At 40.3% G+C, this 17,577-nt stretch carries 17 protein-coding genes and 1 riboswitch; of the genes, 12 read left to right on the top strand and 5 right to left on the bottom strand.

The genetic code is table 11. From position 1 onward, the window contains the following. Window positions 1-25 precede the first annotated feature (25 nt). The 4 genes from preA (at window position 26) to CEF17_RS13350 (ending at window position 4,641) form a co-directional block, all read left to right on the top strand. On the top strand, window positions 26-1,309 hold the full coding sequence (gene preA / locus CEF17_RS13365; protein ID WP_100399956.1) for an NAD-dependent dihydropyrimidine dehydrogenase subunit PreA: 1,284 nt from the start codon (window positions 26-28) through the stop codon (window positions 1,307-1,309). 14 nt (window positions 1,310-1,323) lie between these two features. Then, window positions 1,324-2,742 (top strand): dihydropyrimidinase, encoded by a 1,419-nt coding sequence (gene hydA / locus CEF17_RS13360; protein ID WP_100399955.1) that lies wholly within the window; start codon window positions 1,324-1,326, stop codon window positions 2,740-2,742. Between the two features lie 129 nt (window positions 2,743-2,871). Continuing rightward, window positions 2,872-4,362, top strand: a complete 1,491-nt coding sequence (locus CEF17_RS13355; RefSeq protein ID WP_100399954.1) for an NCS1 family transporter — start codon at window positions 2,872-2,874, stop codon at window positions 4,360-4,362. Between the two features lie 63 nt (window positions 4,363-4,425). Continuing rightward, complete coding sequence (locus CEF17_RS13350; protein WP_100399953.1) at window positions 4,426-4,641, top strand: hypothetical protein; 216 nt, start codon at window positions 4,426-4,428, stop codon at window positions 4,639-4,641. A gap of 133 nt (window positions 4,642-4,774) precedes the next feature. Here CEF17_RS13350 and CEF17_RS13345 read toward each other — a convergent pair whose 3' ends face one another. Further along, entirely contained in the window at window positions 4,775-6,415 is a 1,641-nt protein-coding gene (locus tag CEF17_RS13345; protein ID WP_100399952.1) for a PucR family transcriptional regulator, read from the bottom strand. 311 nt (window positions 6,416-6,726) lie between these two features. Between CEF17_RS13345 and CEF17_RS20630 the strand changes: the two genes are divergently transcribed. From CEF17_RS20630 to CEF17_RS13330, 4 genes are all read left to right on the top strand, one after another. Further along, complete coding sequence (locus tag CEF17_RS20630; RefSeq protein ID WP_232725507.1) at window positions 6,727-7,536, top strand: C40 family peptidase; 810 nt, start codon at window positions 6,727-6,729, stop codon at window positions 7,534-7,536. Between the two features lie 277 nt (window positions 7,537-7,813). Further along, window positions 7,814-8,986: a MalY/PatB family protein gene (locus CEF17_RS13335; protein ID WP_100399950.1), complete on the top strand. Its 1,173-nt coding sequence runs from the start codon at window positions 7,814-7,816 to the stop codon at window positions 8,984-8,986. Between the two features lie 104 nt (window positions 8,987-9,090). After that, window positions 9,091-9,243 (top strand): hypothetical protein, encoded by a 153-nt coding sequence (locus CEF17_RS20070; RefSeq protein ID WP_157843038.1) that lies wholly within the window; start codon window positions 9,091-9,093, stop codon window positions 9,241-9,243. Window positions 9,244-9,339: 96 nt separating this feature from the next. After that, the gene (locus CEF17_RS13330) at window positions 9,340-9,834 is read left to right on the top strand and encodes a YwpF family protein (protein ID WP_100399949.1); all 495 of its coding nucleotides are present in this window, start codon (window positions 9,340-9,342) and stop codon (window positions 9,832-9,834) included. 13 nt (window positions 9,835-9,847) lie between these two features. Here CEF17_RS13330 and CEF17_RS13325 read toward each other — a convergent pair whose 3' ends face one another. Further along, the gene (locus CEF17_RS13325; RefSeq protein ID WP_100399948.1) at window positions 9,848-10,471 is read right to left on the bottom strand and encodes a stage II sporulation protein M; all 624 of its coding nucleotides are present in this window, start codon (window positions 10,469-10,471) and stop codon (window positions 9,848-9,850) included. A 234-nt stretch (window positions 10,472-10,705) separates the two neighbouring features. On the opposite strand from CEF17_RS13325, the gene ytkD reads away from it, so the two are divergent. Next, window positions 10,706-11,215, top strand: a complete 510-nt coding sequence (ytkD, locus tag CEF17_RS13320) for an RNA deprotection pyrophosphohydrolase (RefSeq protein ID WP_100400914.1) — start codon at window positions 10,706-10,708, stop codon at window positions 11,213-11,215. A 30-nt stretch (window positions 11,216-11,245) separates the two neighbouring features. Here ytkD and CEF17_RS13315 read toward each other — a convergent pair whose 3' ends face one another. Beyond that, complete coding sequence (locus CEF17_RS13315) at window positions 11,246-11,596, bottom strand: hypothetical protein (protein WP_100399947.1); 351 nt, start codon at window positions 11,594-11,596, stop codon at window positions 11,246-11,248. Between the two features lie 90 nt (window positions 11,597-11,686). On the opposite strand from CEF17_RS13315, the gene CEF17_RS13310 reads away from it, so the two are divergent. After that, window positions 11,687-12,511 (top strand): alpha/beta hydrolase family protein, encoded by an 825-nt coding sequence (locus CEF17_RS13310; RefSeq protein WP_100399946.1) that lies wholly within the window; start codon window positions 11,687-11,689, stop codon window positions 12,509-12,511. On the opposite strand, the gene pckA is transcribed toward CEF17_RS13310, so the two are convergent. Beyond that, window positions 12,501-14,087 carry a phosphoenolpyruvate carboxykinase (ATP) gene (pckA, locus tag CEF17_RS13305; RefSeq protein WP_100399945.1) on the bottom strand — a complete coding sequence of 529 codons (1,587 nt, stop codon included), beginning with the start codon at window positions 14,085-14,087 and terminating at the stop codon, window positions 12,501-12,503. The two genes, CEF17_RS13310 and pckA, sit on opposite strands and share 11 nt — an antisense overlap. A 360-nt stretch (window positions 14,088-14,447) precedes the next feature. Between pckA and CEF17_RS13300 the strand changes: the two genes are divergently transcribed. Together CEF17_RS13300 and metK are read left to right on the top strand one after the other, a co-directional pair. Further along, the gene (locus CEF17_RS13300) at window positions 14,448-14,858 is read left to right on the top strand and encodes a thiol-disulfide oxidoreductase DCC family protein (RefSeq protein WP_100399944.1); all 411 of its coding nucleotides are present in this window, start codon (window positions 14,448-14,450) and stop codon (window positions 14,856-14,858) included. A gap of 106 nt (window positions 14,859-14,964) precedes the next feature. Then, a riboswitch (SAM riboswitch) is annotated at window positions 14,965-15,075 on the top strand. 203 nt (window positions 15,076-15,278) lie between these two features. Further along, the gene (metK, locus tag CEF17_RS13295; protein ID WP_100399943.1) at window positions 15,279-16,487 is read left to right on the top strand and encodes a methionine adenosyltransferase; all 1,209 of its coding nucleotides are present in this window, start codon (window positions 15,279-15,281) and stop codon (window positions 16,485-16,487) included. A gap of 182 nt (window positions 16,488-16,669) precedes the next feature. Here metK and CEF17_RS13290 read toward each other — a convergent pair whose 3' ends face one another. Continuing rightward, a complete protein-coding gene (locus CEF17_RS13290) occupies window positions 16,670-17,560 on the bottom strand; it encodes a helix-turn-helix domain-containing protein (RefSeq protein ID WP_100399942.1) in 891 nt (296 codons plus the stop codon). Window positions 17,561-17,577: the final 17 nt, after the last annotated feature.

Genomic DNA, 17,577 nt, shown 5'->3' with positions numbered 1-17,577 from the left:
TAAGAAAGAATAAGGAGGAACCACAATGGCAGATTTACAGACCAATCTAGCAGGCATAAAATCTCCTAACCCTTTCTGGCTTGCCTCAGCACCGCCGACAAATAGCGGGTATCAAGTCCAAAGAGCCTTTGAAGCGGGATGGGGGGGAGCTGTCTGGAAAACACTTGGTGATCCTATATTAAATGTTTCATCCCGTTTTGCAGCCACCTCTTTTAATGGTCAAAAAGTTGCCGGTTTTAACAACATTGAGTTAATTACAGACCGTCCCTTGGAAGTTAATTTAAAAGAGATTGAAGAGACGAAGAAAAAGTTTCCTAATCATGCTGTAGTAGCTTCATTAATGGTTGAGCCTAAGCAGGAAAAATGGCATGAAATTGTAAAAAAAGTTGAAGCTGCCGGCGTCGATGGTTTGGAATTGAATTTTGGTTGTCCTCACGGAATGGCAGAAAGAGGCATGGGGGCAGCGTCTGGACAGGTGCCTGAACTTGTACAAAAGCAGACGGAGTGGGTAAAAGAAGTTGCAACATCTCCGGTTATAGTCAAGCTTACTCCAAATATCACGGATATCACTTATACGGCCCATGCAGCTGTGCAAGGGGGAGCAGATGCAGTCAGTATGATTAACACAATTAATAGTCTGGCCGGAGTTGATCTGGATTCATGGGATACTGTACCTAATGTTGCAGGAAAAGGAGCCCACGGAGGGTATTGCGGCCCGGCAGTAAAGCCTATTGCCTTAAATATGGTCGCAGAATGTGCACGACGTTTGGATATAGATGTTCCAATATCTGGAATGGGAGGGGTTTCAAGCTGGAGAGAAGCAGTAGAGTTTATGCTTATGGGAGCCTCAAACGTTCAAGTCTGTACAGCTGCCATGCATCATGGATTCAGAATTGTAGAAGACATGATCGATGGTCTAAGCAACTATTTAGATGATAAAGGAATAGATTCTTTGCAGGGGATAATTGGGAAATCTGTTCCTAACTACTCAGACTGGGGTGATTTGGATTTAAACCACCGTGTTGTGGCCCGTATCAATAATGATACCTGTATTAACTGCAATAAGTGTCATATCGCATGTGAGGATACGTCCCATCAATGTATTGATATGATGACAGACACCGAGGGCCAGTCCGTACTAAAAGTCAGAGAAGAAGATTGTGTAGGGTGCAACCTTTGTTCCATAGTGTGTCCCGTTGATGGAGCGATTGATATGGTGCAGGTACCCAGTAAAACTGGAGAAGGTTCAATGACCTGGAATGAACGCCAGACTGTGTTATCCAAAATGGCTGAAATGCCTGTGAAATAAAAAGGAGGAATTAGATGTCAAAAAAATTGATAACAAATGGGACAATCGTGACAGCCAGTGAAGTGTATGAAGGTGATGTCTTGATCGAAGGAGGAAAAGTTTCAGCTATTGGAAAAAATCTTGCCAGGGAGGGAGCTGAAGTAATTGATGCCAAGCAACATTATTTGTTCCCTGGAGGCATAGATCCTCATACTCATCTTGAAATGCCTTTTGGAGGAACAGTAACAAAGGACGACTTTGAAACAGGAACGATAGCCGCCGCTTTTGGCGGAACCACCACTATTATTGATTTCTGTCTTACTGAAAAAGGAAAACCTCTAAAGGAGGCAATTGATGTTTGGCATAACAAGTCAAAAGACAAAGCAGTGGTTGACTACAGTTTTCATTTAATGATTGGGGAGATAAATGAAGAAGTTCTCAGCCAACTTCCGGAAGTAATTGAAGAAGAAGGCATCACCTCTTTCAAAGTGTTTATGGCGTATAAAGATGTGTTTCAGGCTGATGATGAAACTTTATACCAGACATTAATTGCAGCCAAAGAGTTGGGAGCTCTCGTGATGGTTCATGCTGAAAATGGTGATGTGATCCATTACTTAACGAAGAAGGCTCTTGAAGAAGGAAAGACCGATCCTATCTATCACGCTCTGACTCGCCCTCCAGAAGCTGAAGGGGAAGCGACTGGAAGAGCTGCACAGCTTACACATATGGCTGATTCCCAGCTATATGTAGTCCATGTTTCCTGTAATGAAGCAGTAGAGAAAATTTCCGAAGCGAGAAGAAAGGGGGCCGAGATTTATGGAGAGACATGCCCCCAATACCTGGTTCTTGATCAGTCATATATGGAAAAGCCTGATTTTGAGGGAGCGAAGTATGTATGGTCTCCTCCACTGCGGGATAAATCAAACCAAGAATTATTATGGCGTGCTTTAAAGAATGGAGAGTTACAAACTATTGGATCAGACCAATGTTCCTTTGATTTCAAAGGGCAAAAGGACCTTGGGAGAGGTGACTTTACAAAAATCCCTAATGGCGGACCGATAATAGAAGACCGTTTCAGTCTCCTATATTCAGAAGGGGTTGCCAAAGGAAGGATTTCACTGCAGAAGTTTGTTGAGATTACGTCGACAAATACGGCAAGATTATTTGGCCTTGCACCGGAAAAAGGAACAATCGCTGTTGGAAGTGACGCTGATATTGTAATTTTTAATCCTGATGCTTCAAGAACTATCTCAGCAAAAACTCACCGTATGGCTGTTGACTATAGTGCCTTTGAAGGTATGGAGGTAGAAGGAGAAATCGTTTCAGTATTATCGAGAGGTGATTTCATTGTTAAAAACAAAGAACTCACCGCTGTAGCTGGAAGAGGAGAATTTCTTAAACGGAAAAAATTTAATACTTCAGAGAAATCAGAAGAAAGACTTACTGTCATGTAAAAAGGGATTAGGTCTTTGCTGAATTCCCCCTGCTAAAACTCCCAGCTTGCAAAGATAAATATACACAGATGCCAGCCCGAATGAATGCCCCTTTCATATATCTGAATATTCAGTAATAGGAGGATGAACATGAAAAAAGATAGTTATTTAAAATCTCCGGATTTGCTGCCTGTAAAGCACTCTGGAAAGAAGATAAGCACATTTGGGTTTTCTGTGATGTGGGTAGGAATGGCTGTGGTACTTGCTGCCTTTGCCATCGGGGGTGAAGGGATAATAAATTTACCGCTTGGCATGGTGCTTCTTGCTACGCTTATCGGGACGATTGCGATAGGCTTGTTTATTACAATCGTTGGTGATATTGGAATTGAACATGGACTCTCTTTTCCTGTTTATATGAGAGCGCCATTCGGAACGGTTGGCACCCATCTCCCCTCTATTACCAGAGGGGTAACAGCATCTTTCTGGTTTGGGATTAATACGTTTTTTGGTTCAACAGCTATTAACGGAATATTAAACATTTTGACAGGATTTGATAACTGGCTTCTTTGCTATGCAGTATTTGCCACTGTACAGCTTGTAAATACAGCTATTGGGATCAAAGCAGTAGAAAGATTTGCAGACTTAGCAGCTCCTGTTATTATTCTTATCTCCATATGGATGTTCTATGTGCTTTCAGGATCAGCAACCTCGCAAGGAAATAATATTTGGACATGGGTAGAAGCTCCTGTCTCGGGGACTTCTGCATTGATGGCATTTATCGTGGTTATTTTTGCTAACATGGGTTTTTGGGCAACTCTGGGAGCAGATATCCCCTCAATTTCCAGGTTCATTAAAGCTCCAAAGAATGAAAGAAGCTGGCTGAAAAGAAACAAAGGTACGCTTGTGGGCAGTGTCGTTGTGCTTCCAATCATTCAAACCTTCATCGTCAGCATCGGTGCTGTAGCTTACATTTCACTTGGGGTGTTTGACCCTGTAGAAGCTTTGCAACAGACAGCTACTGGAGCAGCGCTGGCGGTATTACTTCTTATGATAGTCTTTTCTCAGTGGTCAACAAACACATCAGCAAATGTAATTCCTGCTGCAACAATTTTTTCAAACGTAGGTGGCCCTAAAGTTCCGTTTTATGTTGGGGTATTTATGGCTGGGGTGATAGGTACTGTTGTACAGCCCTGGAACCTATTTAATATTCTTGTCCCATTTCTTTTAATTATTGGAGGCATTCTCTCGGCAATAGTAGGGATTTTAATCGTAGACTACTATATTATTCGCAAACGCCGGGTAAATGTCCCTGATTTATATAAAAGTGATGGCCAATACGCTTATTACAAAGGAATTAATGCAGCTGGATTTATCGCATGGACCATCGGCGGAATCAGTGCCTATCTATTCATGGATTTTTCCTTTATTGTCGGTTTGGCAGCTGGAGGCACAAGCTATTACATTCTGGCAAAATACTGGTGGTTTAAGAAGTATAATCAAGCTGAACTTGAAGATGAAAATGATGAGAAGTACCTTGGGATCACTGTGGGAAGAGACTGGGTGATTGAAGAAGAAGCGGTGGGAGCAGAAGATCATGTAGGGGAGGCAGACGAAGAAGTTGCCGGCACGGGGACGGTATAAAAGTTCAGCTTCATAGATTAATGTCTGGGCAGTAAATTCTTAAAATCGGACAGGAGGAATAGGATGAGAGAACATGAGGGATACATGGATGAAAAAAATGAAATCGATAGACTGCTCGAAGAAGGGTATGCAATTTCAGGGGTGATAGAAAACCTTGAAGGAGCTTTTGTAAACTTTACAAAAGATACAGAGATGGTACAGCTTCACATTCAAAATTCAGATGCCAGGAAATACTTCTCCTTTGTGCTGATGAAACAAAAAGAACAATTTAACAGGTAAAGAGGCTGGCACAAATCAGCCTTACTTTAAAAAAAGTGTACCGATTACTCTAATAGGATAATCGGTACACTTTTTATTGGTCATAGACGAGTGGTAATGTGCCGGGCGGTATATGTTTCCACGCTCCTCACCTTTAATTATTAGTGGAATTAAATGAACCGAAACGGTATTCATATGCGTAAAGAGCCATCTCTAATGAGAGACGTTTTGGATTTTCTAATATATCATGGCCTAGGAGTTCTTCAATTTTTTCCAACCGGTTATATAGAGTTTGACGAACAATAAAAAGAGAAGAGGCTGTTTCTTGTTTTGCACCAAGGCAGGATAGATAGGTTTGGAGTGTCTGTAGAAGAACTCTTGATTTATCAGGGCTTTCAAAAAGAAGTGGTTCTAGATATTCATTTATAAAGTCATCCAGCTCTCCCCTTTCATCCATTTGAAGAATGCTGCGATAAATATGAAGGTTTTCATAAAAAGGGATGTTCATAGGGCCGATCTTTTGTTGAATTCGAAGCGTTTCTTTTGCGGTGCTAAAGCTATTTTGTATATCTTTACTTGATGTAACATATTTACCAAAGGCAAGCTGCTCATACATTTTTGCTTGGCCTTCTTGTTCTGTTTTTTGAAGCCTTTTGTAGCATTCATAGACTCGCTGAGGAAAAGATACTGTTGAATTTCCAGCCGTATTAATGAGGACATACACGATGAAATTTTGTAGAATAGCAGGAATAAATAATATCTTCTTTGCTTCAAAATATGATCTGGCTACCATGGATTTTTGGATAAAATAAGAGTCAAAGCTTTGCTGGTTCACATGGATGGAAGTTTTATCAATCACACATACGGAGCCTTCTGTGAAAGAAACACCAGGATGCAATTCCATTAGTTTCGTAGTCAGCTCTTCCTCGTCATGGGATCCCATAAGCCAGTCATGAACCCATGCCTCTTCCTCATATCTTTTTCTCTCTTCTATATAAACAGTGCGCATGACTTCTTGAGCTGCTGCCGTGGCACAGCGATCAGCTGCCAGTTCATTAAATTCTGTTATTTCCTTACCAGGTGAGTAAAAAATCAGATCAGCGAAATGATGTCCTAAAATAGTAACTGGTTTACACAAAATAGAAGATGCTGGAAGAGGTGACTGTTTATTTATCCATTCATTTATGAAATGTTGTTGTTGTTTAGTTGAAAGTGGAGGGAAAAAGTAACTGTCTCCCTGGATAGGTACAAAGAAAACATGAAGTGATGTCAAACGATGAAACTCCTTTAATAGTGCGTAAAGTCCTTTTCCATTTAAAAGACATTCATTAAGTGCAGTAGAAACATTCTCAATATCTTTAAGCATGTAATGATAATGATTAATGAAAAAGCTGTGAAGATCCTGTGTGATATCTATATACCTTACTTCCTCATGAAACAGAATCAGAGGAAAATCATGCTCCTTTGCTAAATTGATCATACTATCGGGCAGTGTAGAAGTGTATGTTCCAAGCTCTATGCATAACCCTGAGGCATTGCTTTCAATTAGCTGCTGCAAAAACGTATAAGAAAGCGTCTCGTCATCATGCCATCCTATACCGGTGGTAAGTATAAGTTCGTTTCCGTTAAGAAGTTCTTTTACTTCCGTAACCTCCATGATATGAACCCAGGAGACAGGGCGAGTAAGGGATTGGTCGTTTCCTATGAGAGACACATGTTGAAAAAGGGGACGGGTTAAAATATCACGAATTGTAATTTGGGTTACGGGCCGAAGTAATTCTGTATTAGTACTCATAAATTCCTCCTTTAAACGATTATGTTCACCAGGTAGAAATTGTACAGGTTGTCTACTAAGTTACATTAATTGGATAATCCTTTTGTTTTAGTGTATATAACAATTAGCTGAATAACAGGCGGTTTGTAATGTATTCTCACAAAAAAATTCAAGATTTAGTAAGCGACAAGTTGTCAATATTTAGGGATGAAAATTAATATTATAAAAGGCTACAAAAGAGAAAAAACAGGAAAAAGTCGAAATCAAATGATTTAAAAGCAAGACTGGATCGGGTAAAATGAATGGGAAATTAAAAGATGGAGTGTGAATCTTTGAAAAAACTTTTACTATTTTGCTTGTTTCTAAGTGTTCCTTCCGCTGTGTATTTATATTATGAAGTCGCTGCAGGAGATGAAGAAGCAATCGTCCGAGTGGAGGGCCATGAGCTGTCTGTTCATCAAAGCCCTCTTATCACTGAGGGAACAGTGTTTCTTCCTGTTAAAGATATAGCAGAGGAAGCAGGTTATGAAATTGATAGACTTTCCGATAATGAAGAGATAGTCATATACAAGGGTGAAAGAGAAATTTCCTTTCGTGTGGGTGGAAATACGGCAAGAGTAAATGAAGAAAATGCAGATCTCCCATCAACTTATGTCAGTGAAGAAGGAAGCCTTATGGCAGAAACAGCTTTTTTTGAAGAAATACTCAAACTTGAGACCGTGTGGGATAGCAGCAGCCTTACTGCTGATCTCTATCTGCCAAGAGAGATGAAAGTAAACGGGGTAATAGAATCAGCAGAACAATATTTGGACACTCCTTATGAATTTGGGGCTTCCCCTCATACAGTCGATTATTTTGATTGTTCCTCTTTTACGCAGAGAGTGTATAAAGAGAATGGTATATCCCTGCCTCGCGTCTCTAGAAACCAAATTAGAGCGGGAGACCAAGTTAACAAAAGTGAAATAAAAAAAGGAGACTTGGTTTTTTTTGATACAGAAGAAGATGATACTATTAATCATGTAGCAATATATATCGATTCAGAAACCTTACTCCATGCTACCGATACGAACGGGGTTGATTATACTCCTTACACCGACTACTGGAAGGATAGTTATGCCGGAGCTGCAAGAGTCATAGATTAGAATTGTGCTGAAAAAAGGAACCCAGATATTAGAGCCCCCCCCCCCGTATTTGACGGGGGGTTATTTTTTCTGTGGTGAAGAAGAGCTCCAGTTCCAACAGTTTGAGAGTCAGCTTCCTTTGGTTTGAGTGAAATTTTTTGTGAAAAAGGTTGAAAAATAGGAGAAAATAGTGTTTCTTGAAAAATCACAAAAATAAGTGCAAACTATTAAGAAATGTGAATTCTGAAATACAGTAAGAAACTGAGTACATAAAGAGGTCCAAGGGAGGCAGCGAGGTATGAATTTTGATGAGGTTTTTGAAAGAAAACAAACAAACTCAATGAAATGGGATTTATTAAAGGAACGATATCAATCAGAAGATCTATGGCCAATGTGGGTGGCTGACATGGACTTTCAAGCTCCACCACCGGTTTTAGATGCGATGAGACAGGTAGTAGACCACGGAATTTTCGGTTACCATGCACGGCCTGGTTCCTTGCGTGAAGTAACAGCCGGGTGGCTGAAGAAAAGATTCCAGTGGAAAGTTCAAAAAGAAGATTTTGTTTTTACGCCAGGAGTAGTCCCTGCAATCAGTCATCTGATTAAGACATTTACTGCTAAAGGGGATCAAGTTATTATCCAAACACCTGTTTATTATCCTTTTTATTCACTTATCAAAAATAGTGAAAGAACTCTTGTAAAAAACCCTCTAAAAGAAACTCAAGAAGGGTTTGTCATGGACCTTGAAGACCTGGAAGAAAAAATGAAGGCTGGAGCTAAGATGCTCCTTTTATGCAGTCCCCACAATCCAATTGGACGTGTCTGGAAAAAAGAAGAGCTAAGAAAAGTTGGGGAATTAGCCGAAAAATACAATGTACTTGTTGTTTCTGATGAAATTCATGCTGATCTTATATTAAAAGGAGAACATGTGCCCTTTGCTAAGGTTAATAACGATTTAGATGTTTCAGTTATTACTTGTATGGCCCCGAGTAAAACGTTTAATTTGGCTGCTCTGCAGCTGTCCTACGTAATATTTCAGGATAGTGAAGAAAGAAAGTCCTATGAAAAACATTTAAGTAATGAATTTGTCGGCATTGATAACCCGTTTGCTACTGTTGCTGCTGAAGCCGCCTACCTTCATGGAGAACCATGGCTTGAAGCACTTCTTGAATACATTAAGGGCAATGTGGAATTAGTTAAGCAAGATATTGAAACAAATATGCCAAAGATAAAAGTAGTTGAGCCGGAAGGTACATATTTAATCTGGCTGGACTTTAGAGAGTTTGGTATGTCCGGATTGGAGCTCCAGGAGTGGCTTAGAAAAGAAGGAAATCTTGCGTTGAGTGATGGGCATATTTTTGGCCCAGAAGGCAGTGGTTTTGCCCGCATGAATCTTGCATGCCCAAGGTCTCATGTGGAGGAGGGTCTTCGTCGACTTAATCAAGCCTATAAATCATATAAAATGAAATAAACAGGGGTTTTAGCAGGAAGGTTCTATTTCTTCCCGAAATAGAATGCGTATAGGCTCGGGAAAGAGAGAACCTGGAGAAAGTTTGTTGTAAAGGGGCTTATAGGATGGAGAAGGAAGTACTGCAGGATTTTATAATCCAACAATGCAAAATAGAATTAAAACGGGACTTAACAACAGGTGAAAAAGAGTTTTTGCAGTGGATGGTCACAAGAAAAGATGCAGGGGATAAAAAGCAAGCATCATTAAGGCTTTGTTAAACAAATAGTAAGAAAAAGGCGGGCTGCAGAGAGAGCCTGCCTTTTTTTAATTATGGTACAATTAAAGAAAAGATACGGTCGTTTAGGAGTGATGGAATGAAGACGTTTCGGCTTGTAGCTATGCAATTGGTACTTTCTGAAGAGGACAAAATTATTCAAGAAGCTCTTCCATTGCAGGATGGATTAATCATAAATCGTGAAGAGAAAAACAGCCTTTGGTTAATTGAAGCAGTGATCCCCAAAGAGAAACAAGAATTATTTGAGAAATGGAAAGAAACTCAGGAAAAGTTTGTGGTAGAAGTTACGATAACTGACGAGAGAAACGACCCCGCCACAATGACTGCTCAGGTAAGGGATGTTATTACATTATCTAATTCTATAAGTGTTTTATTTGATGGGAAAATGGCAGTACAAAAAGATGATGTCTTTAATGTCATTCTTGAAGGCCTCATTGAAGACGGTTTTTCGGGAGAAAATCTTTTAGAGGAGTTCAAGAACAGAAAAGAAGACCAAGGCTCATGGTCTCACAGAGTTGCGGAAAACTTATACAAAGAAGTAAAAGGAGAAAGAAGCGAGGATTCCCGCTCCTAACATCAAATCCCCTTTACTCCATCATGTCGAGAAAATGAGGAGTGACAAATCCTTCAATAAGTGCTGCAATAATAATAAGTGGAACGACCACTCCAAAGTAAGTTTTAAAAGCCTGCCCGATCCTGAGTGTCAACTCAATGGAATCCCTGTTAGGGGAAAAGATTTTCTTGGCAATACTCAGGCTAATATATATTCCTGCTGCACTGCATAAAAACAAGCCGATCATTTCAATTATTCCATGGGGAAGGATCCCTAAAGCGAATACAGAAAGAGGGTTTTCCCCAGCTGCTTGTGTAAAGGCTAACACAACGCTTACGGATAAGCCGGTAATGACAGGGCTGAGAGCTGGCAGGAAAAGGACAGGAATAAATCCAAGGATTATAACGAAGAAAGAAACTTGAAGATTATTTAAAACGATGACCCAAAACAAAGTTGAATGTTCTGCGTCTGGACCCGCTCCCATATTTTCAAATTGCGCTCCCAATTGTTCCATGGCTGCATGAACGATTGGAGGATTGCTTATCAGAAATATATAGCCTCCGGCAGCGATGGCTAACGTAAGAATAAAGACAATGAGAAAAGGGAGTTTATAAATATCTTTAGCTTTCTCCCATTCTTTTTGATAAAACTCTTTCATCGTGAATAACTCCTTTAACAACTCCTTTGCTGAGCATACATACAGGATTAATGAACTGTTCAGCAGGGAAAGAGTAATACTGAAAATCTCGTTCCCTCGTGCTTTAAAAAGCAAACATAACCAGTAAAAAAAGCTTGTTGTATTACGTTACAGTTTAAGTGAATAATCAGGAATGGTATGATGATAAACAAAGTAACGGAATTTTATTTTGGTGCAAGAGATGAGGCAGGTACAATGAATGTTTTTACTTTCCATGATTATTACAACAATCAAGTTAAACTAGCCTTTTCTTCCAATCCTTTTTCAGAGCAGCCAGGCCATGTTTGGGTGATTTGTGTGTATAAGAACCGTTGGCTTCTTACTCATCATCCTAGAAGAGGTCTTGAGTTTCCTGGTGGAAAGGTTGAAGCTGGGGAAACTCCTCAAGAAGCTGCCAAACGTGAAGTGTGGGAGGAAACAGGAGGAGAAGTGAACACCATTGAATACATTGGGCAATATGAGGTAAAAGGGAAAGCTGATACAGTGGTCAAAAATATTTATTTTGCCACCATTGAAGACTTAATTGAAAAAGCTGATTACATGGAAACAAAAGGACCAGTTATATTAGAAAACCTTCCAAGAGACCGGAAGAGCCTTTCAAATTATAGCTTTATTATGAAAGACGAAGTACTTACACATTCTTTGCAATTCTTGTCTGATAATGGATTGCTTCCTGCCTCACAACAAAGAGACCTACCGAGCTAAGAACTCCACCCCAATTGTTAGACACATCATCTAACAATTGGTTTTTTTTATGGCTGAATTTAAGATGGAAGGGAAGTTACAAGTTGTTACTCCTGCTTGAATAGAAACGAGGAATAAAAAGTATCGTATATACCACATCCATTCGTTAAGAGGGAAGTGATCGTTAATGTCTCCGTCCCAAACGATTGGCAGAATAACATTTACCACTTCCTCTTGAAAAAAGCCTTTTTCAATTGCTGTATAAAGGGGAGTATAGAAAATAGGACGAGTTCCCTTGGCTGCTTTAACGGTTTCCTTTGAAGAAGTAAGGATGCGTGCCGTTGCAGGAACAATTGCCGATGGAAACAGAACAAGAGCGCCTTGGTTCAGCAATCCTCTCATAGATACTCCCCGTGAGTGTTTTTAGGATGGTGTTAGGGGAAAAGAGATTGGATGCTGGCCCCTATAATAAAACAAAGGAGAGGATGAACATTGGTTACCTTTCAACAAATACCATCCACGTCTAGTACTGTTAATCTGTATGAAGTGACTTATCAAAGTGGCCCTTATCAAGTAAAAGGGTGCCTGGGAAAGCCTGTTAAACAGACTGCCATATTACCAGGTCTGTTATATCTACGCGGAGGATATAAATCATTCGGCATGGTTAGCAAGGAGTGGGTAACCACACTTGCAAAAGAGGGATATGTAGTGTTTGCCCCATACTACCGGGGAAATGAAGGAGGAGAAGGTTCAGAAGATTTCATTGGGGAGGATCGGGAGGATGCTGCAGCTGCATTTGATATATTAGCCGGTCTTGAGGAGGTTGATGAGAGAAGAATTCATGTAATGGGTTTTTCAAGAGGGGGAGCAATGGCTTTGTTCACAGCCATTTCCAGGCCTCAGTCTTCTTCTGTGATAGTATGGAGCGGTGTAACCGATATGCGGATGACATATGAGGAAAGGGAGGATTTACAAAAAACATTTCGAAAGGTTACAGGTGGCACTCCTGCTCAAGAGCCGGAAGAATATGAAAGGCGGACCCCTTTAAAGTATATTGAAAATTTATCCGTCCCATTGTTAATTATCCACAGCAGAAAAGATGAGAATGTTTCAATCAATCATGCTTACTTACTCCAACGGGAAATGGAAAAATATGAAACCCCATGCGAAGCAAAAATATATAATGATTTTTCTCATCATCTAAATGACCTTGATCGTAAGAAGGTACTTCAAGAGGCTTGTGACTGGATGAAAAAATGGGAGGGAAACAAAAGAAAAGACGCCTCTAAGGCGCCTTTTTCATCATTTAAATTGTAGGTCCCGCATTTTTAATTTCTTCTAGAGTATTTTCAAACTTTGAGAAGTTCTGTTTGAATTTAGAAGCAAGCTCTTTTGCTTTTTTCTCGTAAGCTTCAGGGTCTTCCCACGTTTGCTTTGGCTGCAGGACTTCGTCTGGTACTCCTGGACACTGAACAGGAATATTTAAGCCAAAGATTGGATCTACGGCTGTTTCCACAGAATCAAGCTCACCTTGAAGTGCGGATTGAATCATAGCCCGAGTATAAGGAAGGTTCATTCTCTTTCCGACTCCGTATGGACCGCCGGACCAACCGGTGTTGACTAAGAAAACCTGAACGTTATGCTGAGTGATCTTTTCTCCGAGCATTTCAGCATAGTGAGAAGCTTCTAATGGGAGGAAAGGAGAACCAAAGCATGTTGAGAAAGTTGCTTCAGGCTCCGTTACCCCTCTTTCAGTACCAGCCAGCTTACTCGTATAACCGCTTAAGAAATGGTACATTGCCTGTTCTTTTGTTAACTTGCTGATAGGAGGCAGGACGCCAAACGCATCAGCAGTTAAAAAGATAATCGTTGATGGATGACCGGCCATACTTGGCACAAGAGCATTATCAATATTATCAAGAGGGTAGGCTGCACGCGTGTTTTCCGTCAAAGCAGTATCTTCATAGTCAGGCTTTCCCGTTTTCGCGTCAACCATTACATTTTCAAGAACTGAACCAAAACGGATCGCATCCCAGATTTGTGGTTCCTTGTCATAAGAAAGATTCACACACTTTGCGTAGCAGCCGCCTTCGATATTAAAGACACCGTTATTTGACCAGCCATGTTCATCATCACCAATTAAAAAACGATGAGGGTCAGCTGAAAGAGTCGTTTTCCCTGTACCTGAAAGCCCGAAGAATAATGCTACATCACCTTCTTCTCCTACGTTTGCAGAGCAGTGCATCGGTAGAACATCCTTTTCCGGGAGAAGGTAGTTCATTACTGAAAAGATTGACTTCTTCATTTCCCCTGCGTATTCCGTTCCACCGATCAATACAATTCTCTCTTCAAAAGAAACGATGATAAACGTTTCCGATTTCGTGCCATCAACCTCGGGGTCAGCCTTAAATTCAGGAGCAGAGATAATCGTAAATTCAGCTTCATGGCGGTCAAGTTCGTCTTCAGTTGGACGAATGAAAAGCTGCTTTGCAAACAGGTTATGCCAGGCGTATTCATTTATGATCTGAAGAGGAAGACGGTAAGCAGGGTCAACACCAGCATATCCCCGTGTAACAAATACTTCGTCTTTTTCTTGAAGGTGAGCAAGCACTTTTTTATACAGGTTAGAAAAAATTTCTTTATCAATGGGCTGGTTGACAGGACCCCAGTCCACTTTTTCACGTGCAGGAGACTCATCAACAATATATTTATCTTTAGGAGAGCGGCCAGTATATTTTCCGGTATCTACACTAAGGGCTCCAGAAGCTGTCAGTTTCCCTTCGTTCCTCATTAAAGATTTCTCTACTAATTTAGAAACAGGCAAATCATAAAGGACATTTCCCCCGTGTAACACATTTTTTAATTCGGTAGTGAAGCAAACGGTATTATTCATGGCAGCAAAATCCTTTCTATCCAAAAAGTTAAAATTAAAGTAACCTTTATCCTCTATGTTGAAATTAGTATAACACATTTAAATATATAGTCTATACTATTTTTAAAAATTTAAGTGTGTTTATGATTTTTTTGGAAAAAAGCCCAGTAAAAGCGGCTCTCTGGGGATGGTTTAATATTAGAGTATGGATCACTGTGTTTTATGTACCTTATGTTAGTCCTTTTACCTTTTGTGGAATATGTGGCTACAACGATATTTTTTACTTCCTATAATTAAATGTGCTTTTTGGAAATTATTCTGTTTATTTTCATGATGCTGTGAGGTAGAAAGATACTATAAAAGAAGAGGAAGGTGGACGCTATGGCAGCCAGCTGGTCAAATAAATCTTACATCGTCTTTTATGACAGTTTATGTCCTTTGTGTAAAAAAACAAAGAGATACTTTGAACGTCTGGATTGGTTCAATCGAATGCATTGGGTTTCTATTCATGAACCTGGATTGAAAGAGAAATTTCCATTTTTACAGCAGCAAAAAATTCAAGAAGAGATTCACTTTATTGTCAACGGGACGTACCTGTATACAGGTTTTGAAGCGGTACGAAGAATGATGCTCTTAATGCCGTCTACTTCTCTTATCGGGGCACTTCTGTATTCTCCCGGAATGTTGAAAGCCGGCCGGAGATCCTACAAATGGATTGCAAAAAATCGTTATTCCATGCTGAATGAAACATGTGAAGGCGGTGCTTGCTCGATTCAGCAAAGATCGAATTAAGTTATGCTATTTTTAAAAAAGGTAACGTATTTCTTTGGAACAGCTTATAGATGTTTCTAAGTTGACATCGCAATGTGACTACGTTATGATATGTCGCGAACGGATACTCTTATCCCGAGTTGGTGGAGGGACAGGCCCTGTGAAACCCAGCAACCACCCCAGTGAAATGGGGGAAAGGTGCTAACCTGGCAAGACAGTTTGTCTTGGAAGATAAGAGGCGAAAAAGGTGAAACGATCAAAGCCCTTTTCCTCGCCAAGGAAAAGGGTTTTATGCTATACGATCAGTCTTATAAGATCGTATGAAAATAAGGAGTGCTGACCAAAGCCGCCTTGTTTAGATTTTTCTTTCTCCTTTTACACTTGCCGCATCTGGGAATGAGTGCCGTATTATTCGTAATCGGAAAAGGAGGATATAATTAGATGGAAGCAAAAGGAAAAAGACTTTTCACATCAGAATCTGTAACAGAAGGCCATCCAGATAAAATTTGTGACCAGATCTCAGACGCTATTCTGGATGAAATCTTAAAAGAAGATCCAAATGCAAGGGTAGCATGTGAAACAACAGTTAACACAGGCTTAGTACTGGTGGCAGGTGAAATTACGACATCTACATATGTCGATATCCCTAAAATTGCAAGAGAAACGTTAAAGAACATTGGGTATACAAGGGCAAAGTATGGTTTTGACTATGAGACGTGTGCCGTTTTAACGTCCATTGATGAGCAGTCAGCTGATATAGCCCAGGGTGTGGACAAAGCACTTGAAGCAAGAGAAGGAAGTATGACAGAGGAAGAAATTGAGGCAATTGGGGCCGGAGATCAAGGATTAATGTTTGGTTATGCAGATAACGAAACAAAAGAGCTTATGCCTTTGCCTATTTCACTTTCTCATAAGCTTGCCCGCCGTCTCACGGAGGTACGTAAAAAAGAAATTCTTCCATATTTACGTCCTGACGGAAAGACTCAGGTAACGATTGAATACGGTGAAGATGGAAAGCCAGTCAGAGTGGATACCATTGTTATTTCTTCCCAGCATCATGCGGATGTGACGCTTGAGCAGATTGACCTCGATTTGAAGGAGCATGTCATTGAGCCAGTAGTCCCTGCAGAACTATTAGATGCAGAAACGAAATACTTTATTAACCCTACAGGCCGTTTTGTTATTGGCGGACCCCAAGGTGATGCTGGCTTGACCGGCCGTAAGATTATTGTTGATACGTATGGAGGGTATGCCCGCCACGGAGGTGGAGCGTTTTCCGGTAAGGATCCTACAAAGGTCGACCGTTCTGCTTCTTATGCTGCCCGCTATGTTGCAAAGAACATCGTTGCAGCAGAATTGGCAGACAAATGTGAAGTTCAGCTTGCTTACGCAATCGGAGTAGCACAGCCAGTATCCATTTCAATCGAAACATTTGGCACAGGAAAAGTTTCAGAAGAAACACTTGTAAACGTGGTGCGGGAAAACTTTGACCTGAGACCGGCAGGTATTATTAAAATGATGGACCTTCGTCGTCCCATTTATAAGCAGACTGCTGCCTACGGCCATTTTGGACGGACCGATATCGAGCTTCCATGGGAAAGCACCGATAAAGCAGAAGCGTTGTCATCCATGGCCCAGCAATATGAATAAGTAAAAAAACAGGCTGTTGAGAAGTCTTTCTCAGCAGCCTGTTTTTCAATGAGTCGGCTTATTCAATTCACCAAGTCCGTGCCTGCCAGGATATTGTCTGACTCTTTATCCTGCAGGTATCTGGAACATATGTGAAAGCTCAAAAAAAACCATGATCATATATCATGGTTAAAGGTGAAGTACTATTGATCATAAGATCTTAATTTTTCTCTGAGAAAAGCTTGTTCTTTTTCAACGATTGTCCTGAAATGATCCTGGTTCGTAGCTTTAAAAATTGCAAATGCGTTGTTGCAGCAGGAGAGAGCCTCGTCGTAATCATTGAGTAATACCAGGTTTTTTCCTTTTTGATAATAAAGTTCTCCAAGTATATAAAGACTTCGTGCGTGCAAGGATAAGGTAATACCTTCTTCACAACAAGAAATAGACTCTTCATAATCTTTTACTTTTGTAAGCGATTTAGATAATGTGTACAAAAGTCTGATTGGAATCGATGGATCTTTAATTCTTTGAAACGCCTGTAATTGCTTTAAGGTTTTTTCACAGATTGCAATAGCTTCTTCGCACTTATCCTCAAGGTTGAGAATAACAGCCATGCTATTAAATATTTCCCCTTTTCGTTCTGTAAAAACAGACAGTTCATCTATCCGTAACGATTGCTGAAGCAATGACAGGGCATTAGCTGGATCCTTATCTACATGGTAAGCACAGATTCCTTTGTGCCACAAAAAGAACTGAAGATTAGACCCAGACTGAAAAAGCGGATTATTTCTTTCTTGTTCCATGACATTCCTGACTTCCTTATAATCCTGAGAGGTAATAAGTTCTCTGATCTGATAACACACCTCTTCGGCATAATAGGGCCGGTCAGACCGCAGATCATCAAAAAAGTAATAAATATCGGTGCCCAGGCGTTCAGCAATTTCAAAAAGAGTATTTGAATAAGGGATTATTGTTCCATTTTCTATTTTACTGATTTGAGCTTGAGTACATATTCCTTTGGCTAAGTCTGCTTGGGTCATTTTTTGATATTTTCTTAGTTCGTAGATCTTTCTACCTACTCTTGAGAAATCCATAGGATCCTCACTCCCCC

This window comes from Bacillus sp. FJAT-44742 (assembly GCF_002797315.1).
GTDB classification, from domain to species: Bacteria; Bacillota; Bacilli; order Bacillales; family Marinococcaceae; genus Thalassorhabdus; species Thalassorhabdus alkalitolerans.
The sequence above is the reverse complement of the archived record's forward strand: the minus strand, read 5'-3'. Positions and strand labels throughout refer to the sequence as shown.